This window comes from Prochlorococcus marinus (genome assembly GCF_001180245.1).
In the GTDB taxonomy this organism is placed as follows: domain Bacteria; phylum Cyanobacteriota; class Cyanobacteriia; order PCC-6307; family Cyanobiaceae; genus Prochlorococcus_A; species Prochlorococcus_A marinus_F.
The window spans coordinates 1-16,956 of sequence record NZ_CVSV01000075.1; the positions used below are offsets into that span (position 1 = coordinate 1).

The window sequence follows — 16,956 nt, forward strand, 5'->3', positions numbered from 1 at the left end:
GAAATAAACAATTCAAAAATGAATTAGATCCCAAGTATGCCTTCTATGATTGTCTTCGTAGTTCAAGAAAAGGCAGCAATAACTAAAATTCACCGGTTCGAATTTTTAAGCGAAAATATAGTAATGTGCATTTTTACACTAGGTTCAAAATTTACTTATAAAGGGACAGCTAATGATGACTTACCAACAGTTACGTCAATTTTTAAAAAAGTAAATGATGTTTGGAAAATTCACTGGATGCAAAGATCTACAGGAAATTCTGATTTATCTTTATGGGATTAGCAAAGTTAATATCTTTTTTAATGGTGCTACTTCTTTTAGGTAGTTCATTTATTGGTTTAATTTTTTATTTTATAAAATAAATAAATCAAAAAGAAATACCCCGTTACTATTTCTTTTTTAGAAAACAATTTCTTTTTTTATTAAGTAATTTGATTCTCAGGTAAAAATAAAAACTTTAGACAGACTAACCCCTATATCTAAAGCTAATAAAGCGATTAGTAACTTACTCATTTTTTAGAACTCTCAACTATTTTTCTGTAAAGTTCTTCAGAAATAGGCTGCATAACCTTGTAAAAATCTGATTACAAATTAGTTATTTTACAATTAATTTCTCGTTACTAAATATACGAATGTATGAATTTTTAAATAGGTAAATAATATCTTCACAATAAGTTTTTCTTATAACGTATTAATAAATACTGAGTTCAAAACTTTAACGAATGTCCAAACTTTAAAAAAAGAAATTAGAAATCTTATTTCAAGTAAATAGATCCTCTGTAAGTGAGCTTTATTATCTTTTCTTCTTGTTTTCTACAATATACGAATGACTTTCCATTGAAATACATGTTTACCATGATGCAGCTCCTGAACTTGCTCAAGTCCCCGTCCTATGGCTTGAGTCGTACTGCGGTCTATCAGATGGTAGATCGGACGATTTTGTAGTATTCACTACAATCTATTTATAAAGTATTTATACTTAGATGTCAACAATTAATAGAAACTAAACTTCAATTTAAAGTTAGATTCTGCTCTCACAAACAGTCTAAAAAGAATATAGAACATATAACTACGAGTAACTCCCATCAAAACTGAAACAAATGCTAAAACTACGCAAATAGGGCAGTGTGGGAATCCCATTATTTATTTTCCAATATAAATTTTAATTCAGCCTCTGCTTTATAAATATCAATTCTTCTCTTAAGTAGTTTAAAAAATTTAGTTATTTTTTTCACAATTAAACCTTCTTTGGCATCAATAATAATATTATTCTTAGAATAAATATATCAATGAGCAAAAATACTGAATCCATTGATATAACTAATGTTTGTAACATTATTATACAATAAACAACACTGACATTTGCTCAGATACTCTTGATCAATTAACCAATAAAGGCTTATTCAAAATTAAATATAATAATGGGAGATCTAGTTACCTTGCAGTGCTATTTTTCTTTTGCTAAAAAAACAGAGCAAAAACAGAGCGGGCTAAAGTCCAATACTCCACGAAGATTTAGTCCGCCACCTAAATCCTGAGAGTGCGAATTTATCTTAATTAATATACAACTATGTTTTATAAGGTAAATATCTTGATTGCGCAATAAATTTATTTTGTATATTGCTATTACAAAAATGATTAGTTTATTTAAATTAGTTACTAAATCCTCGTGGAGAAAGCTTTATTAAATTTCTTTTACTGGTTACTGATAAGATCAGCCGAATCTCATTATGGAGAATCATTTGTATCTCTAGAAGTTCCTTCTAATTCAATCAAAAGTTTTTCTTGACTTTAAAAAGTTTTTAATTCTTAAATTCATAGCTTTTTGAAAATTGAAAAACTAATTTGAATTAAGTTGGTTAATTATCTCTATTGCAAATAAAAATAAGGTTGTTAATCTTGCACTTAAAGAAGAAACTTAATTTCTTAAACTGATGCAATTTGATTATTCAAATTTCAATGAAGATGATGGCCTCATGTCCATAGAAGATTTAAAGGCTTTACGTCTTCGAAAAAAGAAAATTGAAAGTGATAAGAAAGCTAGAAAGTATATCCTGGATATAAATCAAAGATTTAGAAAAATAAGTACCAGCAAAAGTAATAACTTTCTAAGGAATATGAACCCTTTTAAAAAGGCCGCATAAATTGTTAATCTTGATTTTATTAATTTGTTTAACTTTGCAACTTTCAGAGTAAGATTTTAATGGTGTTTCTTTGGAAGAGTTTCACCAAGAGGGGTCGATTTTTGGCCCCTTCTTTGCGGAGATATTTTGTAATTGAAACTCGTTATAAAATTAAAGTAATAATTTCCTAGAAGGGTAAAATAATGCAAATCTTTTGTTAAAAGTTTTTTATTACCACTTAATGAAAACTTTATATCCTTAACTAAATCCTCTTATTCAAAAAACAAAAGTTTTAGCTTATGGACCATTTCCCATAATTTATTGAATTTTTTCATTTGCGATTTTTAATGGCTTCACCTACAAGTTGGGAATTCTACAAAGAAGTTGAAACTAAAACTCTATGGGTCAATATTATTACCCAAAATTTAGAAGGAGTAGCTATTTTGATCAATAAATGGTGGAAGACAAGATATCCAGCATACAAAATCAGAATAGTTTCTAAAAAAGAATTTGAGCTAATAAAAATGCAATCTAAGAAAAAGGAGCAATAAAATTATTCTTTGGTAAATATTGATGCTAAACATTAAATTTTTTCAGCTATTATAAAGGCAAAAAATTAAGGAACAAATGAACTCTGCATTTGCAAAAGTCTCAAATTTGAAAGTTAACAGGGCTGCTAAAATAGCTATTACTCTCGCGTCATCAACTTTCTTTTTATATGCCTTGGGTCAAGCACCAATTTTTAAAAATATTCTTGCAGGTGCCTTCTCTTGCTCTGGCTAAATAAATACTGCTTTTTAGAGAAGCTAAAAAGCTAAAATAGACTGTGATTGACAGTCGATCTAAACTTAGAGGGACAAACCCCTCTTTTTTAATGATTAATAGATTTATTTATGAAAAGATAATGACTCTTCTTATCTCTTTTTTTAGCTGATGAATATTTCCCCGCACCTATTAATTGATGCTGTGATATTAAGCGCTGCCCTTACGATAACTTTGGTATTAAGAGCAAAAGGTAATGCTGCCAAAAAAGAAAAAGAAAAAGAAAAAGAAAATAGATGATTACTAAAGAAGAAAATAAATTTAAAAAACCTAAATTATATAGATTTTGGAACTTTCTTATTTATGGAAGTTCAATAGCTATTGGATTTTTCTTAGTTTATTTATATTCTGCTTATGTCTTTATAAATAAATGACTTACTTGTACGGTATAGCGATTACTTATGGGGTTGTGAGTCTTTTATTGCTTGGTGGATTTGCATACTTTACTTTTAAAATTAAACGCTAATTTTTATGTCATCTTCAATGAAAGATTTCTTAGATAAATTTTTTGATTTATGTAGAGAATATCAACAAGAAATTCCACCTCAAAAGATGGCTGAGATTTTAAGAGAATATGCAGATAGATTAGATGAATGATAGATACTGGCAGACATGAGAAAATATTAAGAGAATATAATCTCTAGGAAAATTTAAACCAATTTTTTTTAAGTTAGAATAAATTCTTTGAAGATATTTTCCTTGCAATCATTTATAATTTGAGAATTTTTTTTGATCCTTAATCCGTACAATTTTGTTCCTCTTACCGCACATATAAAACTTGAAATTTACTATTCAAATGAATTAAGACATAGTTGTAGTAAAGGTTAAGTCTTATGGCACTAAATGACACATTTACTATCCAAGAAATTAATTTGGATAAAAAAAATCTTTCATATGACAATAAGCTAAAAGAAATGGAAGCTTATTGGAATATCGAATGTGCAGAACATCCGAGTAACAACCATTGCAAGATTTTTTGTGATTGAAACTTTAACTTTTAGGTATTCTTACGCTTGATTTTTACTTAATACCCATACTAAAGAATAATCAGTTAGAAAGGAGGCCAAGCAAATGACTAATTTAGGTATAGAAATTTTATTTTGGGCAATTTTAATTTCTTATTTGGGATTAAGGTTTTCTCAAACTTGGAATGGATTCAAAAAACAGTATTAATTTGGAGAATAGAAAATGAAACTACAAACTCAGTTCACGGTTCCAAACAAAGAATTAAAAGATCTTGATTATGTTAAGAAAGTAGTTTTCTTAAAAGAAACTTTGAATAAAGAATGTATAGATTATCCAAATCAAGAAGATTGCTTGGTTTGTTGCAATTAAAAATAATAAAATAGCTGTTTTTCAAAAGAAAATAAAATTTTTATTAGTATTTATAAATTTTCTAAAAGGGAGTTAGCACTATGGAATTAAGATTCTTCCCAATAAATGTTTTTAGAGAAACCCCAAAAGTAATATTCTTCGATGCAGGCATAGATACTTCTAATGGTTCTGATGTTGTGATACATTCTGGGGAAGCTATATCTCCTCCAGATGATTTAGAAGATGAGCAATATTACGTTCACTATCATCAAACTGACTACAACTTAGTTATCACCGGAGAAAGGAAATTTGTTTTAATAAATCCTTTGTGGGATGAACCACATCACGTGATTTATTTAAATAGATCTATGGGAGCATTAGAAATTCCTATCGGAACTTATCATAGATCTATCTCAGGGAAAGAAGGTAGTATTGTTTTAAACCAACCCAAGAGAGATAAATTTTTTAATCCTTCTAAAGAATTTATCCCTCAAAAATTAGACAAAATTAATTTAATTAAGGCAAGAAATAGTCCACCTGTTTATTGGATTTACGAAAATAACAAACTCATAAGAGTCAATTTTAATCCTCTAGAAAGAAAAATTAAAACTCTTGTTTAAAATGAAAAAACATATATCCCCTAGTAATAATTTAAAAAACCTGAATTTAATTATTAATTCTGATACTTATAAATTGGCTCACGAAGATATTGGCCTACTAAGCCGAAATGAAATGCGTGGAGTTAGAATGCTTCTTGAAATTACTAAACCAGATTTAATACTTGAAGAAAATAAAATTCTTTCAACCATAATTATTTTTGGAGGCGCAAGCATTACAGAAGAATCAAATACAAAAAAGAGAATTGAAAATATAAAAGAATTAATTAAAAAAAATCATAAATCGATACTTCTAAAACGAAATTTAAATAGATTAAAAAATTTGCTTCTAATGAGTAATTACTATCAATCTGCAAGGGAGTTTTCAAAACTTGCTTCAATTAATAATCAAAATAAAAACTGTAATTCTCATGTGATTGTTACAGGTGGTGGGCCTGGAATTATGGAAGCTGCTAATAGAGGTGCATTTGAAGCAAATTGTAAGTCTATAGGGTTAAATATCAGTCTCCCTAATGAACAAATACCAAATGCTTTTATAACTCCCGGTCTTTGCTTTAAATTTAATTATTTTGCATTAAGAAAGATCCATTTTGTTATGCGATCAGTAGCTGCCGTATTTTTTCCTGGAGGTTTTGGAACACTAGATGAATTATTTGAACTATTGACACTTTGTCAAACAGGAATGAAAACTAAAATCCCAATCATACTTTTTGGTAAGCAGTATTGGAATAAGGTAATTAACTTTGATTATCTAGCTGATCTTGGATTGATTGAAGATAAACATTTAAATCTTTTCAAATATGCAGACACTGCATCAGAAGCATGGGAAATTATCAAATCATCAAAAATCTCAGATTAAAAGCAAACTAGTTATTTTAAAAAAAAGTTAGTTACTTAATTTATAATTTGTTTTAACAACTTTTATTATTGAATCTTGTGGCTCTTCACTTGGGAAACAATTAATAATCCTATATTTTCCTCCTTTTTTATCAGTCTCAACAACTGTAAATTTAACGTATTTACCAATTCCATCTCTTAAATCCTTCACTTCAGTTTTTATTATCTCTTCTTTATCATTTTCGATGATACGAGATTTACCTCCGCAACTTAATAAAGCGTTCTCCTCAGTGAGAAAAAACTCTTTGTCATTACTGCAAGAAGATATGAAAGATAAAGAGACAATTATTAGAATAAAATTTTTCATAATCAACTGTTTTAATCAACTACATTATCAATAAGGCCTATTAAACATAAAGTTAAATACCTACCAAATTAAAAATTTAATTAAATTAATAATATCAGTGCAATAAATAGAAATTATCTTAGAAAGAAATACCCGATGTATATAGAAACTCTTTATAAATTTTTTGCCAGTGTATAATTCTTTTTTCAAGTCTATTAGGCGGACCAAGTTTAAAGTTTTCCAGATAAGACTTATGAACTGATTCGACAATAACTTTATCTTCCCCAAGAAATTCCAATATACTTTTTTTCCAATTTTCTAAATCATTTTCACATAAAGAAGCAGAAGCTAATTTAATTTCAAGAATACACTGATTAATATTTTTAGGAAGATAATTTATTAAAATGATCCCCTTACCAGGCCAGATTATTAGATGGGTCCATGGGAGTAATCCAAAGGTATATAGATTTCCTTTACTACTTAGAGGGGTAACAAGTACATTACAAAATTCACTGAAGAAATACCTGTAGTTTTTAATTGGACCTTGTTCTTTATGTAAGGTATCTTTATGAGCTATTGCCACATGATAATCATCCAGTGTATTGTCATGGGCAATTTTCCAATTGCAATTTAAGGTATCAGAAAATTCAGAAAAAATACTGTAATTCATAACCCATTCATCATTACATTTTCTCCCAACAAGCTCTATTTGATCATATATAGATATTGGTTTTTTGCTGAAATTAATCCAAATTAAAGGTCCATTTATTAAAGAGTTAACTTTTTCTAAAAAATAATTACCTGTTTCTCTTTTCGTATCAAAATCATACTTTAAAGGCAAGGTTTTAAGTTTTCCAAAGCTATCAAAAGTCCAACCATGGTAAGGACAAAAAATACTTTTAGAAGGATTTAATTTTGTTTTTGGCAAACATAATCTTGACCCGCGGTGAGGGCATCTATTTTTAAAAACAGTTATTAAATTTTTTTCTGAACAAGAGATCAATAATGATTGATTAAAAAATTTTTTTTCTAATATTTCGCCAGGTTTAATTTCTCCCATAAAAATCAATGGGTGCCAATAATTTTTTGAATATTTATCTAATTCAAGATCAAATATTTTTTGATCGTTATAAAGCCAAGTAGGCAAAAAACTAGTTGACATTATTTAAATTTTTTGGAGGCTTCTTAAAAAATCAGATAATTCATATCGTAATTTTGAAAAATCCGAATCAAGTTTCAATTTATCTAAATCTCCTTTTTGAAGATCTACCTTAACTTCTTTTATGATTCTTCCAGGATTAGGTGCCAAAATACATATTTGCTGAGAGAGAGCTAATGCTTCTTCAATATCATGGGTTATAAGTAAAACTGTCAATGAAGTTTTTTTCCATAATTCATAGAGAAATTTTTGCATAGATTCTCTTATCTGTAAGTCCAATGCTCCAAAAGGTTCATCTAAAAGTAGAATTTTAGGGTTAGTCGCTAGAGCTCTCGCAATTGCAATCCTTTGTTGCATTCCTCCAGATAATTCTTTTGGATACTTATTTCCAGAATCCTGAAGACCTACTACTTCTAATAAATGAGATGTCCTATATTTTATTTCTTTAAACTTGTAAGAATTTAAATTCATTCCAAATGCAATATTCTCAGACGCAGTGAGCCAAGGGAAAAGACTATATTTCTGAAAAACCATCCCTCTATCCAATCCCGGTCCACTAACTATTTTTCCATCTACTTTTACGTTCCCTTTAGATGTACTCTCAAGCCCAGCAATAATCCTCAATATAGTACTTTTACCTGATCCAGAGCTTCCAACAAGAGTTTTAAATTCGCCAGAACTTATTGAAAAACTTATATCCTCAATTGCCTTTTTTCTATTAGAACCTTCCCCAAAATATTTTGAAATATTATTAACATCTAATTTCATTTAAACAGCCCATTTACATGTACGTCTAAGTAGCAATCTAAAACTCATATCCAAAGCAAATCCTATTAATCCAAGAACTATTAATTCTGCAAATATTTGATCTGTGCGAAAAAATCTTTGAGCCAGTTGAATCCTTTTACCTAATCCAACTTCTGCTGCAATTAACTCTGCTACAATTACTAAATTCCATGAAGTCGCAATATTAATTCTTAAAGTATCAATAATACTTGGCAATGAATATCTGGCTATTACTCTGATCAATAAATCTTTTGTATTACCACCTAAAGTAAGCGTTGTTTCAATGAGTTCTTTAGGTACAAATTTTACTGAATCCATAACCATCAAAACATTAAAGTAAACGGTACCAATGAAAATTAATGCGATTTTTGGAGCCTCTTCAATTCCTAAATAAATAATAAGCAAAGGAGAAAAAGCGGCGGCAGGCATATACCTAAGCATTGCAATTAATGGTTCACATAAAGCACAAAAAGAAGGGAATGAACCCATTAAAATTCCTAAAGGAATTGAAAAAATTGTTGCGATTATAAAACCAGCGAATACCCTACCAGTACTTGCAAAAATATCTTCAAATAAAATTCCACTTTCAGCCATATCCAAAAGAGAATAAAAGACCGCTAACGGAGATGGTAAAAACATTTCACTTACAAGTTTTAATTGACAAACTAATGTCCAAATTAAAAGGGGAAGCAAAAGTGAGGCTATTTGAAGAAATATTTTATTTAATTTTTTCGGTTCACTACCAAATGAAAAGAGGGATAAAAAATGTTTATCCCTCTTGATTAATTTCGAACTAACCATTTTAATTTTGTATTAATTAACTTATGTTTTTAACGAACGAAGAGTCAAATAATTTACTCATATCTGGTTTCTCAGGAATAAATCCTACCTTGACCATAAAGTCTGCCATTTGTTTCGCTGCATAAGGCATATATTTCATACCGAACCCATCACTAAAAGCTTCTAAATTTTCTTCCAAAGAAAAGAACCTAGTTCCACCTTTATATTGTTTGTATTCGCGTGTTGGAATCCCAGCTCGCTTTGCCATGATCTTTTCAGATTTTCTTGGATTTTTTTCCATGAATTCTCTTACATCCCACCATGTTTTAACAATTTTTTGAACATCATCTGGTCTTTCAGAAATCAAATCTCCGCTTACAGCTAATAAATCAGGGATTGCACCGGGATAATCTTTTGAACTAGCAATAACTCTTGCTCCAGGCCTCTTCATTGCAGTTCCTGTAAATGGAGGGAATGCACCAACTGCATCAACTTTTCCTGCTGCAAATGCAGTTGCAGCCTGATCAGTTGGAAGACCTTTAATAATTACATCATCTCGGGTTAATCCAACATCATTCAGAGCTAAAACAAGTAAAAAATCATCCACAACACCTTCTTCTACTGCTACTGTTTTACCTTTTAAATCAGCAACACTTTTAATTGATTTATCTGCAATTATTTGATCATTCCCTGCAGAATTATCATTAACTAAAACAACTACTTCCCCTCCATTCTCTCCTGGCAAGAAAGAAATAGTATCATTAAGAGTTTGCGAATTTCCATCAATTTTACCAGCAGCAAAAGTTTCCATGGATTGAACATATCCATCAAACCATTTCATCTGAACATTAACTCCATTTTTTTCAAACATTTTTTGATCAACAGCTATCGCCCAGGGCCACCATCCTGCCCAGTTACTGTATCCCAAAGTGATTGGTTCACCTTTTGGAGCTGCAGGACTTGAAAGTGTACTTAATGAAATCGCTAATATTAGAGCCAGCAAAGAGGTAAAAAAGACTCTCAATTTTTTAAACATTTAAAAAAAAATATTACGTACTATCAATACTTAAGAAAAAGTAAATCTAAAGTTGTAATGACTGATACTTTTAAGAGATTAATCTTACTTAATCAATAAAATTATTTTTAAATTTCAGTATCTTTTTACTAATCCAATCTTGCCATAAATCGAATCCAGACTTAGTTATCGAAGAAATTTCTATCACATCCGCCTTAGGATTAGTTGAGGCTATGTTCGATTTTAATTCTTTAATATCAAAATTCAAATGGGGTAACAAATCAACTTTAGTTATCAAAATTAAATCTGCTTCTCTAAACATTATTGGATATTTTAAAGGTTTATCCTCACCTTCGGTAATACTTAAGAGTGCAACTTTAAAATGTTCTCCAATCTCAAATTCTGCAGGACAAACTAAATTTCCTACATTTTCCACTAACAAAATATCTAGTAAATCAGGATTTATTTTTTTTTCTAGTAATTTCAAACCTCCACTAACCATATTTGCATCGAGATGGCATGCTCTTCCAGTTGTAATTGGTACTACTGGAATATTTAATTTTTCTAATCTTGCCGCATCAAGATTAGTGGTCATATCACCCTCTAAAACAGCACTCTGAAATTTTTTTGAAAGATCTTCTAAAGTTATTTCAAGTAATTTAGTTTTTCCTGCACCAGGACTACTCATTATGTTCAAGCAAAGCAAATTATAATTATTAAACTTAACTTTATTTTTCTCAGCTTGATGACTATTTTGATGAAGAATATTTAATTCAATTTTGTCTGAAATTGGTAAATGCATTTATTTTTAAAAATACGTTTTTATTCTAGATACTAAATTTCTACTTTTCTTTAAAATCAATAGATGCGATTTTTAATTCCCTCCCACTAATAATTTCCTCTAAATTAAAATTGCAACATGGAGATTTATATCCATTCTCTTTCTTTGGAAAAAATAATCTATTGCATTTAGAGCATTTCCCTTCAAAAGGTATTGTCTCAATTGTAATCTCAGAGGAATCTAACCAAGAACCCAAGACTGCAGCATTAAAAGTATTAATTAATGAGATTGGTTCTACGCAAGTAAATTCGCCAATCTTAAGATTAATCTTTTCAACAACTATTTTTTTTTTATTTTTTTTCTCTGCCCACTCTTCCATGGAAAGAATAAGGCATTTTGTCATATCTACTTCATGCACGAAAATCTATCTCCATTTTTGATCAACTGACATATTGCATTTATCTGAAATCCATTCTGGTTTAGATTTTCTTGGGAGCTGACCACTTACTACAAGGTGTGCAATTGAATCACAAATAACTCTAGTAGCTAAAAGAGCTGTCATATCGCTTACATCATATGGAGGCGAAACCTCAACAAGCTCAATTCCACATACATTAACTTTTCTGATAATGTACTCCAAAAGTTTTAATGCCTCTCGAGGTAATAACCCCCCAGGTTCAGGCCAACCAGTTCCAGGGACAAATCCAGCATCAATACAATCAATATCAAAAGAAATATAAACACAGTCAGTTCCATCCGTAGCTTTTTCAATCGCAAAATCAGCGGCCTCTTTTAATCCCATTTCGCAGATATCAGTAACTGTTAAAACATTTGTACTTCGTTCCCTGCAAATTTTTACGCCTTCTCTTGGTACTTGCCAACCTCCAATTCCTAATTGAACAAGATTTTTTGCAGGTGCATTTTTCATATTTGTTGCATGAAACCATGGACAGGTATGCATTCTTTCATCTAAATCTGTCTCTTGAGTATCTACATGTCTATCAAAGTGAATGATCCCTACTTTTTTATCTCCTAAGTGGCGACAAACTCCTCTAACTGTGGGAAAACCTATTGAATGATCTCCACCTAAAATAATTGGAAATGCTCCACTAGCAAAAATATGAGCAACACCCTTTGAAATTTGATCAAAACTTTTTTCATTATTAGCTGGAATTGTAAAAATATCTCCTACATCACAAATAGATATCTGCTCTCTCAGATCAACTCCCATTTCGTAATTGTAAGGAGTATAGAGAGCAGAAATTTTTCTTATTCCTTGAGGTCCGAATCTTGTCCCAGGTCTATAAGTAGTTCCAGAATCATGAGGAACACCAACTATCGCAACATCATAATTTCCCACTTCTTTTACATTTTCAACATATGTAGCTTTCATGAAAGTATTGATACCTGCAAAATGGGGTAATTCTCCTCTTGAAAATGTAGATATATTTCTATCGACAATACTTTTTGCTCCTTCTAAACCATATTCCTTTGCTCGGGCAACCTCCTTTTCCCATCCTTTAAGAGGTAATTTTGATTCTTTTTCTAAAGCATCCATTCCTTCGCTGGGATGCTTCCTTATAAAGTCTTGATTTTTAGATGATTCGGTAGTCACAAATTTAAAATTCTTTTTACACTTATTTCAATATTGTCAATAAAAACAAAAATGAACCATAAACTTGCTTTAAAAGATTCTCATTTAAACATTGTTAAATAACTATTTAAAAAAATAAAATACATAACTCTATTAATAAGCCAGCTCGCTTAATTACAAAAGTATTTAAAATATTTAATAACGGAATAAATAATAGAAGAAGTAATAAGTTAAAAAGTATTAGATATTTTATTTTTCATATTTTCAATTTTATTGATTAATTCATCTAACCATTCTGTATTATTTTGCTCTTGTCTTTTATGGCTTTGACTTTTTTGAGTACTCATAAATTTCTTATTTTTATAGCTTATTTAATATATCTTCAGAAATTACAGGAATCAATAAGCATTATTACCAAATCGACTGATAAGACAGGCTTTAGTAGCATTTCATACAAACCTAACCAACACAAATTAACTAAGAAAATCTAAATCTCTTCAGTTAAGTATTTCCTACGATGTTTTTATTTGAAATTCTGATTTTAATTAGGAAAGGATATAGATGTTCCTATGGAAAAATCATTTCTAAATTTCATTTATTGGATCTTGGTAAAGTCAGCTGAAAGTTACTACGGAGATTCATTAAAAACAGAAGTACCATATACACCTTATTTTTAGTTTTGGTGGACTTTAAATTTTAATAATAGATCTCTAGTTTGAGATCTATTCGTTTGGAAGTCATTTATCAAAAAACACAATATGGGTTACTTATAGATTCACTACAAAATAATCTCTTACGTTGAATTTCTTTTACTGATTGTGAATAAATTTTACCAGTAAGAATCGCTCAAAATTAACTAAAACTATAATTATTATTAGTAGCTCAATTGCGAGGTTGGTCATAAGATAACCTCCTTAAATTTGTATCAAAATTCTATAACGCCAGAATAGGTATTGAATAGAGTTTAAATTCTTATTTTTAGCCATCGAGATTCTCTGTGTAGAGTCTAGGTTCACAATTTTCGACGCATTCTTCTAGAGACTTTTCAGAATTACTCTTAATTTCGCAACTACGAAGACAATCATAGAAGGCATACTTGGGATCTAATTCATTTTTGAATTGTTTATTTCTAAATGTATTCATGATCAAACTCCCTTTGATTTTTTTTCAAGTTGATTAATTAATTTATCCAACCAAAGAGTGTTATTGATCTTTTTTGTGTTTTTAAAGTATTTCGTTTTGTAAGTACTCATGAAGTGAAACCTCCAATCAGTGGATCTAATTTAAAGGTGATGATTCAAATTTCCTAGAGCAAAAATACTGATTATGAATTTAGTGAAATATTTAAAAAAAGATTAATTTATAGTTTATATTTTAGGTATTAAAACTCTTGATTCCTTTATATAACTAATACTAAATAACTTCTAAAAGAGGGGGTTAATTATGACTTACGGAAATCTAATTAAAAATAAAATTCAATATGCATTTGGTGGCTTGTTAGATACGTTATCAATTGAGAGAAAACTAACTGATGCTCAAATGGAATGTATGCAATTCGGAATTTGTGATTATGCTCCAAGGCAAGTTGAGGAAGTTCCCTTTTTTCATTATTAATTTGAATTTATTTTAAACGAAGAGCAATTAGCTCCTCCTCACCCAATCAGGAGATCCACTAAACCAATCAGCAAGGTCATCATTTTTGGGATCGAAATGATTTTCAGTTTCTAAACCATCAAGGCCAAGACTCTGGATAAGTCCATTTATTCCATCTGATTTTTGCTTGCCATATCTCCTCAAGCTATTAGCTTTCTTAAGCCATGTCCAAATAGTTGAATTATGTTTTGCAAACTTTTCTACATAAATTCTTTCTTCCAATGCAACAGGTTCATCTAGTGAAATCCTTTTTACAATATCCTTGATTTTTAAACGAGTCTTGTTGGTTAAGAACATATTCATAAAAAGAGTTAATGTTTTATAAAAGTTTTTTTTTATGAATGTCTTGTCAATCTTTATTTCAAGAAAAAGTATTTTTTAGTGGCTTTTCAAGGACAAATATATTTATTCAACAACAGATATATTTAATTGGTAAAAAAGACTACTTTTTTTGATTTACATAACTTATATAAAAACGAGTTCAATATAAGTTTCTCTGCATAATTTAAGATTTAATTTATATAAAAAATAAGAAAAAATTTACACTAACATTCTATTTAAGATAAGGGGCGCAAGCTCCGTATAAACGATTTATACAAAAACATAAAAAGTTAAATCAAGTACTGACAGATATTTAAAAAATAAATACTATAAGTCTAAATAATTTTATAGAAATTCAAATTCATGATCAAGAATTTTTTCATCGCATTAGCTTTTGCATTAATGCTTATTAATCCAAGCATTTCTATGGCTGCAGAATCTCCTGTTGATGTACAAGAAATCTTCACCTCTTCAGAAAACATTGATGGAGATAACTTTAAATATCCAAAAGGAAAAGCTGAAATGCGTTTGATTAGAGTTGAAGTTGAAAATGGAGCAACGATACCAATGCACTCTCATCCTGTACCTTTACTGGGCCATATTGAAAGTGGTGAATTAACGCTTGCTGAAAAGACAGGTATTAGTAAAACATTTAAGGAAGGGGATTCATTTGTTCTCTCAGCAAATACTCCTGCTCATACAATGGCTAATAGTGGGGATTCTTCAGCCATAATGTGGGTTGCTGTAGCTTCCGCAGAAGGTGTACCTACTTTGAATCCTGAAGAATAAATCAACCTTATTAACAGTAAATCTAAATTAGGGAGCAATTCGCTCCTTTCTAATGGTTATGTTTATGCATACTGCACGGCATCCATTTATCTCCCATTTGATGAGCTCCTTCACACCCAAACTTATAAGCTTCTTTTTCAGCCTGTTTCTTTGTGTCAAATAGCGTTTGCATTTTCATTTCTTTTTCAATAGGTTTATTAGAACAACCTAATGAAAGAATTGACATAAAAAGAAAAGGGATAAAAGAAATAAAGTGTTTCAAAATTAATTAATTACTCAATGAAGTTTAATATTAAATATCTTTGGAAATATTTTAAAAGCTAATTTATTTACATCATTAATCTTGATTGACACTCTATCTAACCCTACTTTTTTAGATAAAGTACCTATATTTTTTTATTGATTTAAAAGTTATTATTTTTGCAAATAACAGGATTAAAAAAATGATGAAACTTGCGATCATTTTCTTACCAATTATCTTTGCACTTATATGGGCTCTTTTTATTGGGTTAAGAATAAATAGAGTAGAAACTAGAGATGGAAAGAGAAAATTAGTTAATTATTAATTGATTGACAGTCGATCTAAAATAAAAGGCAATTAGTGTTTTTTTTATGAACACACTTATCATTTCTACTTTTAGCTGCACATTTGAAGAATTTAAAAATGATGTAACAACATTATTTCTTGAAGAAATGTGCAAAGATTTTGTGACTGACTATGAGTTCGTAAAAGTCAATGACCACAAATCTCATTTATTAATGAACTGTACTGACTTAGAAAAATTAGGAGCAGAAATGGAATCGCCTTTTGCAAAGGAATGGGATAAAAAAAATAATTGTAATGATACTGTCTATTCAATTGAACTTGTTGGATGATATGAAACGCTTACTAATCCCGCCACTGTTCAAACTATTCAGAACGAGGACTTTCCTTTCTTCACTAAATCAAAATACCTGCCCTGTTTTAGATTCAGATGAGATAAAAAAACAAGAGCAGAAAGAAGCTATTGAAAAGTTATATCCATAAAATTTCAGCAGAAATTTATTAGTTCATATTTAAAGCTTTAGAACGATCGTATGTCCCCTATACCACCCACCATTTCCCTAAATAGAGACTTTATGGATAATAAATTTATACTTAAAAAGTTTGTATAACACGTCCTTCAAACCTTAAAAATCGCCGAGATCCCTTCTTATGTCTGAAGAAAATTTTTGGCTCCAGAAGCAGCTTAAGCATTAAGTACGTAGTTCTACAGAGAGAGCATTCAACTTAGTCTATGACTGGGTTTTACATACTGAACTGGTATAGACTTGCAAATCTGCTGGTATAGAAGACTCTCTCATTTCCCAAAAAGCATTACAAATAGTAGGTTTATTAATTACAAAAAAAAGTTTACTTTGAGCGATCTGTTTCTATATTTTTCCCAAACTTTCTTCGACTAATATTGTTCGATAAACTAAACAAAACGCTTTGGATTTAGCTTACTTTCGAAAAAGTTAACAAAATGCCATACCAGCACCATACCAGCAGCACTATTTCCCGCAAATTATAGACTATGACTGAAATTAATTACTGGCTAATGAAAAGTGAGCCTGAAGCTTACAGCATAGATACTTTAAAAAATGACGGTGTAACTTTATGGGATGGAATAAGAAATTATCAGGCTCGAAATTTTATGAGAAAAATGAATAAAGGAGATAAAGTTTTTTTCTATCATTCGAATTGTAAACCCCCAGGTATTGTCGGGCTTATGGAGATAATAGATCTAAATATTGTTGATCCAACTCAATTTGATCAAGATTCAAAATATTTTGATCCAAAATCGAAACCTGGTAATCCGAGATGGGATTGTGTAAAAGTTAAATACATTTCTAAATCAAATAAGATTTTAAGTTTACCTGAATTAAAGATTTTATTTAATGAGGATGAGTTATTAGTCGTAAAAAAAGGAAATAGATTATCTATATTACCTGTCAGAAATGACATTGCAAAAATACTACTAGAAAAAATATAAAAAT

27 protein-coding genes are annotated in these 16,956 nt (G+C 29.7%); 16 read left to right on the top strand and 11 right to left on the bottom strand.

All coding sequences use genetic code 11. The features are described from left to right. Nucleotides 1–36: 36 nt before the first annotated feature. The 10 genes from AMO19_RS02645 to AMO19_RS02665 all read left to right on the top strand — a co-directional run bounded on the left by AMO19_RS02645 (nt 37) and on the right by AMO19_RS02665 (nt 5,735). Nucleotides 37–282 (top strand): DUF3804 family protein, encoded by a 246-nt coding sequence (locus tag AMO19_RS02645; protein ID WP_146255923.1) that lies wholly within the window; start codon nt 37–39, stop codon nt 280–282. A 1,652-nt stretch (nt 283–1,934) separates the two neighbouring features. Beyond that, a complete protein-coding gene (locus tag AMO19_RS02650) occupies nt 1,935–2,144 on the top strand; it encodes a hypothetical protein (protein ID WP_075507228.1) in 210 nt (69 codons plus the stop codon). Nucleotides 2,145–2,470: 326 nt separating this feature from the next. After that, nucleotides 2,471–2,674, top strand: coding sequence for a hypothetical protein (locus AMO19_RS02655; protein ID WP_075507229.1), 204 nt, complete (start codon nt 2,471–2,473; stop codon nt 2,672–2,674). A gap of 76 nt (nt 2,675–2,750) precedes the next feature. Continuing rightward, nucleotides 2,751–2,906, top strand: a complete 156-nt coding sequence (locus tag AMO19_RS08445; protein ID WP_179850485.1) for a hypothetical protein — start codon at nt 2,751–2,753, stop codon at nt 2,904–2,906. A 150-nt stretch (nt 2,907–3,056) separates the two neighbouring features. Next, nucleotides 3,057–3,185: a hypothetical protein gene (locus AMO19_RS08725; protein WP_257008937.1), complete on the top strand. Its 129-nt coding sequence runs from the start codon at nt 3,057–3,059 to the stop codon at nt 3,183–3,185. 231 nt (nt 3,186–3,416) lie between these two features. Continuing rightward, nucleotides 3,417–3,542 carry a hypothetical protein gene (locus AMO19_RS08730; protein WP_257008938.1) on the top strand — a complete coding sequence of 42 codons (126 nt, stop codon included), beginning with the start codon at nt 3,417–3,419 and terminating at the stop codon, nt 3,540–3,542. A 236-nt stretch (nt 3,543–3,778) separates the two neighbouring features. Continuing rightward, nucleotides 3,779–3,931: a hypothetical protein gene (locus AMO19_RS08450; RefSeq protein WP_179850486.1), complete on the top strand. Its 153-nt coding sequence runs from the start codon at nt 3,779–3,781 to the stop codon at nt 3,929–3,931. Between the two features lie 202 nt (nt 3,932–4,133). Further along, on the top strand, nt 4,134–4,280 hold the full coding sequence (locus AMO19_RS08455; protein ID WP_179850487.1) for a hypothetical protein: 147 nt from the start codon (nt 4,134–4,136) through the stop codon (nt 4,278–4,280). Nucleotides 4,281–4,360: 80 nt separating this feature from the next. After that, nucleotides 4,361–4,879, top strand: coding sequence for a hemagglutinin (locus tag AMO19_RS02660; RefSeq protein ID WP_075507230.1), 519 nt, complete (start codon nt 4,361–4,363; stop codon nt 4,877–4,879). 1 nt (nt 4,880) lies between these two features. After that, the gene (locus AMO19_RS02665) at nt 4,881–5,735 is read left to right on the top strand and encodes an LOG family protein (RefSeq protein WP_075507231.1); all 855 of its coding nucleotides are present in this window, start codon (nt 4,881–4,883) and stop codon (nt 5,733–5,735) included. A gap of 27 nt (nt 5,736–5,762) precedes the next feature. On the opposite strand, the gene AMO19_RS02670 is transcribed toward AMO19_RS02665, so the two are convergent. The 9 genes from AMO19_RS02670 to AMO19_RS08460 form a co-directional block, all read right to left on the bottom strand. Further along, nucleotides 5,763–6,080: a hypothetical protein gene (locus tag AMO19_RS02670; protein WP_075507232.1), complete on the bottom strand. Its 318-nt coding sequence runs from the start codon at nt 6,078–6,080 to the stop codon at nt 5,763–5,765. 118 nt (nt 6,081–6,198) lie between these two features. Next, nucleotides 6,199–7,221: an aromatic ring-hydroxylating oxygenase subunit alpha gene (locus AMO19_RS02675; protein ID WP_075507233.1), complete on the bottom strand. Its 1,023-nt coding sequence runs from the start codon at nt 7,219–7,221 to the stop codon at nt 6,199–6,201. A gap of 3 nt (nt 7,222–7,224) precedes the next feature. After that, on the bottom strand, nt 7,225–7,986 hold the full coding sequence (locus AMO19_RS02680; protein ID WP_075507234.1) for an ABC transporter ATP-binding protein: 762 nt from the start codon (nt 7,984–7,986) through the stop codon (nt 7,225–7,227). Next, nucleotides 7,987–8,805, bottom strand: coding sequence for an ABC transporter permease (locus AMO19_RS02685; RefSeq protein ID WP_075507235.1), 819 nt, complete (start codon nt 8,803–8,805; stop codon nt 7,987–7,989). A 16-nt stretch (nt 8,806–8,821) separates the two neighbouring features. Continuing rightward, nucleotides 8,822–9,820 carry an ABC transporter substrate-binding protein gene (locus AMO19_RS02690; protein WP_075507236.1) on the bottom strand — a complete coding sequence of 333 codons (999 nt, stop codon included), beginning with the start codon at nt 9,818–9,820 and terminating at the stop codon, nt 8,822–8,824. Nucleotides 9,821–9,908: 88 nt separating this feature from the next. After that, nucleotides 9,909–10,601: a hydrogenase nickel incorporation protein HypB gene (gene hypB / locus AMO19_RS02695; protein WP_075507237.1), complete on the bottom strand. Its 693-nt coding sequence runs from the start codon at nt 10,599–10,601 to the stop codon at nt 9,909–9,911. Between the two features lie 40 nt (nt 10,602–10,641). Continuing rightward, entirely contained in the window at nt 10,642–10,983 is a 342-nt protein-coding gene (locus AMO19_RS02700; protein ID WP_257008940.1) for a hydrogenase maturation nickel metallochaperone HypA/HybF, read from the bottom strand. A gap of 21 nt (nt 10,984–11,004) precedes the next feature. Then, a complete protein-coding gene (speB, locus tag AMO19_RS02705; protein ID WP_082302699.1) occupies nt 11,005–12,138 on the bottom strand; it encodes an agmatinase in 1,134 nt (377 codons plus the stop codon). A 1,014-nt stretch (nt 12,139–13,152) separates the two neighbouring features. Continuing rightward, nucleotides 13,153–13,317, bottom strand: coding sequence for a hypothetical protein (locus tag AMO19_RS08460; RefSeq protein ID WP_179850488.1), 165 nt, complete (start codon nt 13,315–13,317; stop codon nt 13,153–13,155). 300 nt (nt 13,318–13,617) lie between these two features. Between AMO19_RS08460 and AMO19_RS08465 the strand changes: the two genes are divergently transcribed. Next, nucleotides 13,618–13,788: a hypothetical protein gene (locus tag AMO19_RS08465; RefSeq protein ID WP_179850489.1), complete on the top strand. Its 171-nt coding sequence runs from the start codon at nt 13,618–13,620 to the stop codon at nt 13,786–13,788. Between the two features lie 27 nt (nt 13,789–13,815). Here AMO19_RS08465 and AMO19_RS02710 read toward each other — a convergent pair whose 3' ends face one another. Continuing rightward, nucleotides 13,816–14,124 (bottom strand): hypothetical protein, encoded by a 309-nt coding sequence (locus tag AMO19_RS02710; protein ID WP_075507240.1) that lies wholly within the window; start codon nt 14,122–14,124, stop codon nt 13,816–13,818. 387 nt (nt 14,125–14,511) lie between these two features. On the opposite strand from AMO19_RS02710, the gene AMO19_RS02715 reads away from it, so the two are divergent. Then, on the top strand, nt 14,512–14,937 hold the full coding sequence (locus tag AMO19_RS02715) for a cupin domain-containing protein (RefSeq protein WP_075507241.1): 426 nt from the start codon (nt 14,512–14,514) through the stop codon (nt 14,935–14,937). 49 nt (nt 14,938–14,986) lie between these two features. Here the strand turns inward: AMO19_RS02715 and AMO19_RS02720 are convergent, their stop codons facing one another. Next, nucleotides 14,987–15,163, bottom strand: a complete 177-nt coding sequence (locus tag AMO19_RS02720) for a DUF3721 domain-containing protein (protein ID WP_075507242.1) — start codon at nt 15,161–15,163, stop codon at nt 14,987–14,989. Nucleotides 15,164–15,380: 217 nt separating this feature from the next. On the opposite strand from AMO19_RS02720, the gene AMO19_RS08735 reads away from it, so the two are divergent. The 4 genes from AMO19_RS08735 (at nt 15,381) to AMO19_RS02730 (ending at nt 16,952) form a co-directional block, all read left to right on the top strand. Further along, complete coding sequence (locus AMO19_RS08735) at nt 15,381–15,503, top strand: hypothetical protein (protein ID WP_257008941.1); 123 nt, start codon at nt 15,381–15,383, stop codon at nt 15,501–15,503. Nucleotides 15,504–15,549: 46 nt separating this feature from the next. Further along, nucleotides 15,550–15,813, top strand: coding sequence for a hypothetical protein (locus AMO19_RS02725; RefSeq protein ID WP_075507243.1), 264 nt, complete (start codon nt 15,550–15,552; stop codon nt 15,811–15,813). 1 nt (nt 15,814) lies between these two features. Further along, complete coding sequence (locus AMO19_RS08470; RefSeq protein WP_179850490.1) at nt 15,815–15,964, top strand: hypothetical protein; 150 nt, start codon at nt 15,815–15,817, stop codon at nt 15,962–15,964. 529 nt (nt 15,965–16,493) lie between these two features. Then, entirely contained in the window at nt 16,494–16,952 is a 459-nt protein-coding gene (locus tag AMO19_RS02730; protein WP_075507244.1) for an EVE domain-containing protein, read from the top strand. Nucleotides 16,953–16,956 lie beyond the last annotated feature (4 nt).